This window comes from Lachnoanaerobaculum sp. (genome assembly GCF_057250505.1).
In genome coordinates, this window is the sequence record NZ_DBHIEQ010000003.1 from 116,435 (window position 1) to 126,848 (window position 10,414).

The window sequence follows — 10,414 nt, forward strand, 5'->3', positions numbered from 1 at the left end:
TTATGTATGTAATACTTGTATACGATATATGTAAAGAGGGAAACGGACAAAAAAGATGGAACAGGGTATTTAAGTTATGTAAGCAGAATCTTGTACATATACAAAAATCTGTTTTTGAAGGAGAAATATCCGATGCAGACTTATTTAAGCTTGAAGGATCAATTGAAAAGGAAATAGATAAAAGTACAGACTCTGTAATCATATTTAAAAGCAGAAATGAAAGATGGCTTGATAAAAACGTAATTGGATTGCAGCAGGATGATCCGTTTATGATATGACATTATCTTTGCAGTCTTGAAATAACTATATAAAATACGTTGTCGACCTACGATAGCTATAAAATATTGGTAGGTCGACAAATGGTATAGATAAAGGCTTGGATGGACTAAAAAGGGATAAATTATAAAAATATCGTCATTGTCGGAATCATTTATTTATCGGTCGACAAAAAAGTACTTTTCAAGCGGCATAAATAGGTGGTATGATATGGAAGGATTTGAATAGAACCAGATTGGAATGTAAAGGTTAATCTGCATGTGTATCAAATTGTATTGATTATATTTGAATAGAACCAGATTGGAATGTAAAGATAGAAGAGATTACAGAAGCTGTGATTGCTTCATAATTTGAATAGAACCAGATTGGAATGTAAAGATTTTTGATATGCAATACATCTTCTTGTCTGAATACATTTGAATAGAACCAGATTGGAATGTAAAGTATAGTTCAGCATATATTTTCATCTTCAACATTACTATTTGAATAGAACCAGATTGGAATGTAAAGCATATGACTTGCTGCCATCCGAATTTATGACGGCCATTTGAATAGAACCAGATTGGAATGTAAAGGGAGCAGGTGCAGGAGCCGGCGGCGGAGCAAGTGCAGATTTGAATAGAACCAGATTGGAATGTAAAGCCTCGGTGAAACTCTTCTTGAATCTCTTTCTTCCCGATTTGAATAGAACCAGATTGGAATGTAAAGACAATCCCAGCCGTCTCTTTCATTTCTTGCATATAATTTGAATAGAACCAGATTGGAATGTAAAGTAGATTGTATTAACATTGAATCTAACATCAACCTCTATTTGAATAGAACCAGATTGGAATGTAAAGTTTATTAAAAACTTTGCATCACCACTCTCATCCAGATTTGAATAGAACCAGATTGGAATGTAAAGTTTGAACAATTCTACCCTAGAACATCTAATTGCATTTAATTTGAATAGAACCAGATTGGAATGTAAAGGTCAAGAATGCTTGATGGTGCTTTAGTTATTGTAAATTTGAATAGAACCAGATTGGAATGTAAAGTGAATTTCTTACATTTGATATCGGTGGTAGAGGCTTCATTTGAATAGAACCAGATTGGAATGTAAAGTCAACAAAGACCACTACTTGTATACAGAATACTGCATTTGAATAGAACCAGATTGGAATGTAAAGTGATAAAGGTATTAGATTGTCTTCTACGTAAAAGAATTTGAATAGAACCAGATTGGAATGTAAAGCTACTTGTATACAGAATACTGCAGGAATGCTTTATGTATTTGAATAGAACCAGATTGGAATGTAAAGCTGTATCTTCCTCTTTCGTCTCTACTTGCCTGTCCTATTTGAATAGAACCAGATTGGAATGTAAAGAGCTTGTCAGCAATATCGCTAAAACTTGCGCCTTTCATTTGAATAGAACCAGATTGGAATGTAAAGCTTGAATTATTAGATGAGATTTTGGCCAACGTAAAATTTGAATAGAACCAGATTGGAATGTAAAGATTCTGCCGTTTGAAGACGATTACCCACAAAAACTTCATTTGAATAGAACCAGATTGGAATGTAAAGTAAGCACATTCATAGCTGTATGAATATCCCCGGCATTATTTGAATAGAACCAGATTGGAATATAAAACTTAACACTGTGCTTTAGGTAGTGAATATACTACTTGACTTAATTATAGGAGGACAAATATTGAAGTGGATAAAAAAACCTTGAATCTATTATTGACAAAAACACTCCGGGCATTTGTCCTTTTTGCAATAGTATAAATACGGATTATTCAATGCATGTAATAGATGACAAGACAAATATGGGGTACGTAGTTATATGGTGTAATAATTGTAAAAGTGCATTTCATATATCGAGGATAAAAGTATCTCCCAATATGAAAAGCACTTTGGTTCCGGAAGGATTAAAGTATTAAGTAACATTAGTAGTTTATATTTAGTTTTAACGGAATTAAACATGTAATTAATAAAAAGATAGTATAAGAATCTATGTGTTATATGTTAGGAGCGATTATATGAAAACATATTATATATGGATAGCTACATTCGAAGAGAATGACTTTGAACAGTATTGGGATAATGAGCTATATGAAAATAAATTAAAACTTTTCAAAGAGGGGCTTGGAGCTAAACCTGATAGTGGACTAAAATGTGGATTTTGCAAGGAAACGGGATTGGAAGAACTTGATGAAAAGGACTTTTGGTTTTGTTTTAGGGCTTCTTTATGTAATGTACGTGAGCTTGCAAAAGATTATATCTCTGATGTGAATAAATTTGAGAGGGTGTGTAATGCAAAAGGAATTGTAGAAGGAAATGTTATTTGGGGAGTGTCTGTTAAAGATTTCCCTGATTTAGATCCGAAAGTTTGCAGTATGCATTATATTGATAAATTTGAAGTGTAAAGTTTTATTAAGTTCCTTTGTTTTGCCCCTTCTAATGTGTTAATATATCAAAAAACTAAATCAGGTATATGGGAGATATTTATGTACAAAATATTTGTATATGGGACTTTGAAATCTGAATATCTGCAAAATAAGCTTTTGGGGCATACATTAGAGTCATATGATGCCAAGCTTGAGGGTTATTCTATAAATACAGGTGAGAAGTATTTTAATGTAATTCCAAACGATGGCGGATGTGTTAAGGGTAAGGTCTTACTTGTAAGTGAAAAGGACATACTTTATATAGACCAATGGGAATCTGTTCCTATGTATATGAAGGACAAAGTGAAGGCACATTCAAAATATGGTTATGAGGATGTTTATATCTATATAAAGAAAGATAAAGAAGACAAGATATGTTTGCAGGATGATGTCTTGAATATGAGCAACAATGAAAATCTTGAAGCCACAATTGATGAGTTTGCAGGTACAAGAGATACGGAGTTTCCGGTATGTGACATATATCTGAATTATCATATAGATTTAAGTGCAGGTATTTTGAATGATTCTAAGAAAAGTCATGATGTAATTACTGAGCAGGTAAAGGGCAAAGAGGTTTCATTCATAGGATATGAGGATTTGTATTATGAAAATTTTGGGCAGCAGGTTTCACTTTATTATACGGAGGATAATGAAAAGGCTACTTTGACTGTGATTATTCCTGTTTCTGCCTGTAATCCTGTAAGGCTTTGTGAAAAAGCTTTTTGTGGAAAACTTAAAACTAAAGGCAAAGATTTTGCAGATTACATTTATTCAAAATATAATATCAAAGTATTGAAAAAACCGAAGGTGATAATCTATTCGTCAGGTGAAATTGATAAGTCCAAAAGGGTTGAGATTTTATCTGCCGGAGAAAGTGATTTTAAAAGTGATAAGATTATAGAAGCGGCGGATACGGATATATCAAGAAGTGAAGATGTTAAAGTATATGCCTTTAATAATGTGAGAATATATATACCGAAGAGCTTTGAGCCTTGCTATATGGACAGATTGAATTCTTTGTTGTCATGTAAAAAAGAACTGCCACATTTGATGTGACAGTCCTTTTTATAGAAACTATTTTTTAAACAGTTTTGCAAAGAAGCCTTTTTTCTTAGGCTCAGGCTTTATCAATTTTCCGCCTTTGACACTCTTTATATCCGAGATATAGATACCGCTTACTACAGCCTTTACTTCTGTCTTTAGAGGTATCATGGCAAATACTTTTTCATCCGCCATGAGTGTCATTATTCTTGGTCCTACCTTGGCCTTTACTATGGGGACTTTCGTCCATTTCAGATACCAAGGCGTCTGCTCATATACAATCTTAGGCAGACCTGATTCTTTTATTTTCAGTTTCTTTTTATCTATAATAAGCATCGAAACCGTTTGTTTGGCAGCTTCCATAGCTGCCTGTGACTCTACCTGCTTTGTCTCCATTTTTCTTCCGAAAAAATAGAGGGCAACTAAGGCAGCAAGTAATATAACGAGTATGACAATAAGAATTGTCAAAAATGTTCTCACTTTTAATTCCTCCAAAAATAAAAATTGTGAAGTATCACTGACGACAATTATATCAAAATCTTAACAATTTATCAACAAATTCTCAATATGATACCGATAAGTCTAATTTAAGTTTGAAGATAATGTGATATAATAGCCTCATAATATTTTTTAGGAGGCTATATGAGAAAGATACTTATTGTTATAGATATGCAAAATGATTTTATTGACGGAAGTCTGGGTACTAAGGAAGCTGTAGATATAGTAGAAAATGTTAAGAAAAAAATCCTTACATATGATAGACGGGATGTGTTTGCAACTATGGATACGCATAAGGAAAACTACCTTGATACTCAGGAAGGTAAAAATCTTCCCGTATCACATTGTATAGAAAATACTGAGGGTTGGGAGCTGAATAATGAGATAGCAGGGCTTATATATCCTGAGAATGTATTTAAGAAGCCGACTTTTGGAAGTGTGGAGCTTGCTAAAAAGATAAGCGAGATAGCTAAAGAGGGAGAGATTGAAATAGAGTTGGTCGGACTTTGTACAGATATATGTGTGGTTTCCAATGCTCTGCTTTTGAAGGCGTTTTTACCTGAGATAAAGATAAGTGTAGATTCCGCATGCTGTGCCGGTGTGACTGTAGAAAAGCATAATGCCGCGCTTGAGACTTTAAGAAGTTGCCAAGTGAGTATAGAATAATATTTCATATTGATTAAAAGTCTTACATACAAGTTTTGCTTGTTTGTAGGGCTTTTTTTGATTTCACAAATTGTTCACAGAATAACAGATTTTTTTAAGTTTCATTTCAGCTTGAGATTGTATCTTTAATGCATCAAAGGAAAACAAACCTTTAAAAAATGAAAAAGAGGTATACATATGAAGAAGAATATAAATAAAAAAAATAAGGCAATAGCTTTATCGCTTGCAGGAATGGGACTTATGTTAAGCCTTGGTGCTTGCAGTAATGTAGGAGCCAATGCGGCTACAGTAAGTGCAAATGTAAGTAATCAGGACACTAAGGGAAGTACCACAAATATAAGTGTGGACAATAACACTGTCAGTATAAATGGAGAAGGTGCAAGCAGTGAAGGCAATGTGATAACTGTAAGCAAAGCAGGCAATTATAATTTTACCGGTACTTTGGATGAGGGACAGATAATTGTAGATGCTGACGGTGATGTAAACTTTACTTTTAACAACTTCAGTATTTCATATTCCAAGGATGCTCCGATAGTGGCAAAGAAAGGAAACTTAAATATTGTATCGGCGGACGGTACTGACAATAAGGTAAGTGATAAGAGAGCTGCCAATACAGAGGATGAAAACGGTTCAAGTGAAAGCTCAAAGAAGGCATATGACGCGGCCATCTATGGCGAAGCAGATATAAATCTTAGCGGAAGCGGCAAGCTTACTGTAGAAGGAGGCTATGAGGACGGAATACACAGTAAGTCAAACTTGAGTGTTGATAGTGGAAATTATTCAGTTACGGCTTCACACCACGGACTAAACGGAAAGACAACCTTGGTGGTTAAGAACGGTACTTTTGATGTTACTACTGTAGAGGATGCATTCCACTCAAAGGGCGATGTTACTGTAGAAAACGGTGAAATAAATATAAACGCAGGTGATGATGCGGTACATGCTGACAATACACTTACCGTCAAGGACGGAAAGATAAATGTTGCAGCTTCCAATGAGGGACTTGAAGGCATCACTGTAAATATTGAAGGCGGAGACATTACAGTCAATTCAAGCGATGACGGTGTGAATGCGGCAGGTGATACTGAGGACGGATCGCAGGCAAGCTACGCTATAAACATTTCAGGCGGTAACTTAAAGGTGGTACCGGGCGGTGACGGTATAGATTCAAACGGTGATCTGAATATCTCAGGAGGAAATATATTTATAGACGGTCCGTCTGACGGTGGTAATGCACCTGTTGACTATGACGGAACCGCCACTATAACAGGCGGAAGCATACTTGCTACCGGAAACTCAGGGATGTTTGAGGGCTTTAACGGCAACGGCTCAACTCAGTCAAGTATTATATATTATCTTGACAGCAATGTTACACCGGGAAGTGCCATTAAGCTTACTGATGAATCGGGTAATGAGATATTCTCTTCGGCAGAGCAGACTCAGAGCTACAATGCGGTACTTTATAGCAGTGATAAGCTTGAGAGCGGAAAGAAATATGAGATAAGTGTCGGTGACAGTAAGGAGTCTGTAACATTGGAGAACGGATCCAATACTGTCGGAAACCGTCAGGGCGGAATGGGCCAGCCACCACAAGGAGGAAACTTCGGAGGTAGTCAGGGCGGAGGTAACGGAGAGCGCCAGGGTCAGCCACCGCAGATGAACGGAAACGGTAGAGAACAGGGCGGAATGGGTCAGCCGCCACAGGGAGAAAACTTTGGAGGTCCGCAGGGCGGAAATAACGGAGGCAGTCAAGGTCAGCCACCACAGATGAACGGAAACGACAGAGAGCAGGGCGGAATGGGTCAGCCGCCGCAGGGTGGAAACTTCGGAGGTAGTCAGGGCGGAGGTAACGGAGAGCGCCAGGGTCAGCCGCCACAGGGAGGTCAGAAGCCGGATCAGGCACATATTGATGACAGCCAAGCCGGTAAAAACAAAGGTGATTCAAAGAAGAAAAAGAACAAACAAAAGAATAATAAAAATACTGAGAACAAATCAGGAAAGGAGCAATAATGAGAAGATTCGCCCTAATACCGGCGTATAAGCCAAATGAAAATTTGATATATTTTGTACAGTCCTTGGAAAAAAGAGGAATAGAGGTAGTAGTGGTGGATGACGGCTCAGGGGAAGAATATCTTCCCCTCTTTTCACAACTTGGAAAAAACAGCAATGCAAAGATCATAAGGTTTTATATAAATCAGGGAAAGGGTGCGGCACTGAAAGAAGGGCTTTCATATCTGAACAATATTGAAGGCGATTTTACAGTGATCACATTAGATGCAGACGGCCAACATTCACTAAAGGATGCGATATATTTGCTTGAAAAAGCCGCTACAATTGAAGATGTTTTGATACTTGGTTCAAGGGAGCAGTCAAAGGACTCACCTCTTCGATCAAGAATAGGAAATTATATTACAAAAAAAGTATTCTATTTTTCTACAGGAGTGGATATAGAGGATACTCAAACAGGTATGAGAGCATTCAAAAAAAGTCTTATACCTAAGCTTTTGGAGATAAAAGGTGAGAGATATGAGTACGAGATGAATATGTTGCTTGAATTTGCTAAGGAGGGTATCAAGATGAAAGAATATCCTATTGAAACAATTTATATCAATGACAATGAAGAGAGCCACTTTGATACGGTGAAGGACTCTATAAGGATATACAGTCAGATTATAAAGTTTTGCACAAGTTCGTTGCTGTCATTTGGTATAGATTTTTTGATATACAGTATCAGCTTGATAATGTCGGGGAGTATATTATTTTCAAATGCTTTTGCCAGAATTATATCACTTCACTTTAATTTCTTTATGAATAAGAAGTTTGTATTTGAAGAGGGCAAAAGCAGCAAAACAAGCGGTAAGGAATACTTCAGTTATCTTTTGTTGGCGGCATTTATATTTGTTATGAATACATTGATACTTCGTGGAATAGTGGAAACATTTCATATAAATGCGATTATTGCAAAGATACTTACAGAGGTCATTTTATTTACATTATCATATTTGGTACAGAAAAAACTTGTATTCTCAAGAGAGAACAAAAAGGTGGCACAGATTGTTTAAAAGAATGGAGTAAGATATGAAAAAATTCAGTAAAAAAGGACTTGGAGTGCTGTACGGTGTACTTTTATTTTCATTCAGTACATATGCGCTTTTAGATACTTTTGTTATACCGCACCCTATACAGAGTGTGGAGATAAATGCAATAGCGGAGACTACAAGCACTTCAGGTATAAAAGAAAGCGTTGAGGCTGCAATACAGTCAAAGCTTGGTAATAATACGTATACAACGGTAGAAACCGACAGTTCTACGACTGCATCTAAAAATACTGATACTGCAGTGGAAACTGCTGCAAGTGTTGTTGAGGGTGGAACAGTTATAGGTCAGTATTCTGACAGTAAAACAAGTATTACATTAAAACAGTACAGAGAGTACGACAGCAATATTTATGTGGCGGATGTGACTGTATCGGATGCCTCAGATTTAAAGACCGCTCTTGCAAACAATACATACGGAAGAAATATCACAGATACAACTTCAGATATGGCGGAAAATAATAATGCCGTTTTGGCAATCAACGGTGACTATTACGGTGCAAGACAGAGCGGATATGTTATAAGAAACGGAAAACTTTACCGTGATACTTCAGGAAACAGGGACGCTTTGGTAATACAAAAAAACGGTGAGTTTAAGTTTGTTTCCGAAAGTGAGACAAGTGCAAGCGAGCTTTTACAAGACGGGGCATTACAGGTGTTTTCATTAGGTCCGGTGCTTTTAAATAACGGTGAGATTTCAGTAGGCAAAAATGACGAGGTGGGTATGGCAATGGCAAGCAATCCGAGAACAGCTATAGGATACCTTGGAAACAATCACTATGTATTTGTGGTATCTGACGGAAGAACAAGTGAGAGTGCAGGATTAAGTCTTTATGAACTTGCAAGCTTTATGAAAGAACTGGGTGTAAAGGATGCTTACAACTTGGACGGCGGCGGTTCTTCCACTATGGTATTTAAGGGAGAGATTATAAACAATCCTACCACAAGCGGACGCTCCGGTGAGGAAAGAGCGGTCAGCGATATAGTAGATATAGGAGGTGAAAGCTGATGAAGAAATCATTTATATACCTTGGAATCTCGGCATTTGTATTTATCTTTTCACAAGTGTATGAGCATTTCTCACACGGAGTCTATTCAGGCTTTATGATATATGCGTTTTTGATACCTTTATTAGGGCTTTTTGTACCAAGTATTTTAAACAGATTTATATTGAAAAGAGAGATTCCCGACATGGCCAAGCTGTCATTAAAATGCGGTATAGCAACACTTACTGTAGGTTCAATATATAAGGGAGTCCTTGAAATATACGGTACAAGTACAAATTTTGAGATAATTTATCTGACAGTCGGATTGGTGCTTTGTATACTTGCAGGTGTACTGATGACAATAAAGACCGATATAAAAGTGGAGGGGTAGCGCCCCTCCTTTATTTTTAATGAAAATACACATTAAAACATATCTTTTTATTCTCACTCTTTACCTTGATTTCACCTTTGTGCATGGCGACTATTTCCTTTGCAATGGGAAGTCCCAGACCGTAGCCGGCGCTTGAGTGGGATTCATCAAGTCTGTAAAATCTTTTGAATATATTTTGGGTATCTTCTTTTGAAAGCTCTTTTGAAATGTCGTTTTCCACAGAGAGAATGACATTATTTTTTTGTTTGCAGAGTGTAAGGCTTGTATGAGATACGGAGTACTTTAGGGCATTTTCCAAAAGTATTGATATAAGGTCCTTCAGCTTTTTGGCATCTCCGATTATGGAGATATTATCAGCTATAGTGTAATCAAGGGACTTTGAATCTTCGAAAAATAAGGGTTCAAAATACATACATTCATTGTCTGTAAGCTTTGAAAGTTCTACAGGTTGCATCTGTTCTTTTCTGTCCTGCCAGTTTTCAAGTCTGCCGAGGTTTAAAAGGTCCTCGGTCAGGTGCTTCATTCTTGTACTCATCTCATCAATGCCGTAAATATTTTTCCGAATCAGATCAATACTTTGAGTACCGAAATTCTCTTTTGAAAGAAGCTTTTTAAGATTGCCGATATTATTTATAATGACTGTCAGCGGAGTTTTAAGCTCATGTGACGCATCCGAGATAAACTGACGCTGTGAGATAATTGCATCACTTACAGGACGAATACTCTTTTTCACAAAATACCTTGAAAAAAGTATTATGATTGCAGACAGTATAAAGAATAAAGCTGTAAGTAAAACAGACAGTCTTTGTAAGCTTTTTATCTCATTGCTAAAGTCTGTGACTGCAATACGATACAGTGTATGACCTGTAAAGTTTGAGTCACCGGGGTTGTTGCCTTCATCCTTTGAGTGATTTGCATCATCCTCAAAATTATCAGGCGGAGTATCCTTTTTACAAAGATAAGCAATCTTACCGCCGTTTATTGAAGAAAAAAGTTTTTCATCCTCATTTATCTTAGACCTGTCTCTTAT

10 protein-coding genes and 1 CRISPR repeat array are annotated in these 10,414 nt (G+C 36.6%); of the genes, 8 read left to right on the top strand and 2 right to left on the bottom strand.

Annotated features, from left to right (window positions below; genetic code table 11):
- Positions 1 to 2 precede the first annotated feature (2 nt).
- From cas2 to ACO6FI_RS02525, 3 genes are all read left to right on the top strand, one after another.
- Positions 3 to 278 carry a CRISPR-associated endonuclease Cas2 gene (gene cas2, locus ACO6FI_RS02515; RefSeq protein ID WP_485455961.1) on the top strand — a complete coding sequence of 92 codons (276 nt, stop codon included), beginning with the start codon at positions 3 to 5 and terminating at the stop codon, positions 276 to 278.
- Between the two features lie 216 nt (positions 279 to 494).
- Positions 495 to 1,908: a CRISPR direct-repeat array (repeat unit 30 nt; unit sequence ATTTGAATAGAACCAGATTGGAATGTAAAG).
- Positions 1,909 to 2,299: 391 nt separating this feature from the next.
- Positions 2,300 to 2,686 carry a hypothetical protein gene (locus tag ACO6FI_RS02520; RefSeq protein ID WP_485455962.1) on the top strand — a complete coding sequence of 129 codons (387 nt, stop codon included), beginning with the start codon at positions 2,300 to 2,302 and terminating at the stop codon, positions 2,684 to 2,686.
- A gap of 81 nt (positions 2,687 to 2,767) precedes the next feature.
- A complete protein-coding gene (locus tag ACO6FI_RS02525) occupies positions 2,768 to 3,763 on the top strand; it encodes a gamma-glutamylcyclotransferase family protein (RefSeq protein WP_485455963.1) in 996 nt (331 codons plus the stop codon).
- Between the two features lie 18 nt (positions 3,764 to 3,781).
- Here the strand turns inward: ACO6FI_RS02525 and ACO6FI_RS02530 are convergent, their stop codons facing one another.
- A complete protein-coding gene (locus ACO6FI_RS02530; protein WP_060930642.1) occupies positions 3,782 to 4,228 on the bottom strand; it encodes a hypothetical protein in 447 nt (148 codons plus the stop codon).
- A gap of 162 nt (positions 4,229 to 4,390) precedes the next feature.
- On the opposite strand from ACO6FI_RS02530, the gene ACO6FI_RS02535 reads away from it, so the two are divergent.
- The 5 genes from ACO6FI_RS02535 to ACO6FI_RS02555 all read left to right on the top strand — a co-directional run bounded on the left by ACO6FI_RS02535 (position 4,391) and on the right by ACO6FI_RS02555 (position 9,384).
- Positions 4,391 to 4,912, top strand: coding sequence for a cysteine hydrolase family protein (locus ACO6FI_RS02535; protein ID WP_485455964.1), 522 nt, complete (start codon positions 4,391 to 4,393; stop codon positions 4,910 to 4,912).
- 177 nt (positions 4,913 to 5,089) lie between these two features.
- The gene (locus tag ACO6FI_RS02540) at positions 5,090 to 6,922 is read left to right on the top strand and encodes a carbohydrate-binding domain-containing protein (protein WP_485455965.1); all 1,833 of its coding nucleotides are present in this window, start codon (positions 5,090 to 5,092) and stop codon (positions 6,920 to 6,922) included.
- Positions 6,919 to 7,974, top strand: a complete 1,056-nt coding sequence (locus ACO6FI_RS02545) for a GtrA family protein (RefSeq protein WP_485455987.1) — start codon at positions 6,919 to 6,921, stop codon at positions 7,972 to 7,974. The genes ACO6FI_RS02540 and ACO6FI_RS02545 overlap by 4 nt, the downstream gene beginning before the upstream one ends.
- A gap of 16 nt (positions 7,975 to 7,990) precedes the next feature.
- Entirely contained in the window at positions 7,991 to 9,016 is a 1,026-nt protein-coding gene (locus ACO6FI_RS02550) for a phosphodiester glycosidase family protein (RefSeq protein ID WP_485455966.1), read from the top strand.
- Entirely contained in the window at positions 9,016 to 9,384 is a 369-nt protein-coding gene (locus tag ACO6FI_RS02555) for a hypothetical protein (RefSeq protein WP_485455967.1), read from the top strand. Before ACO6FI_RS02550 ends, ACO6FI_RS02555 begins: the two co-directional genes overlap by 1 nt.
- Before the next feature lie 16 nt (positions 9,385 to 9,400).
- Here the strand turns inward: ACO6FI_RS02555 and ACO6FI_RS02560 are convergent.
- Positions 9,401 to 10,414, bottom strand: a 1,014-nt coding sequence (locus tag ACO6FI_RS02560) for a sensor histidine kinase (RefSeq protein ID WP_485455968.1), incomplete at its 5' end; no start/stop codon positions are given.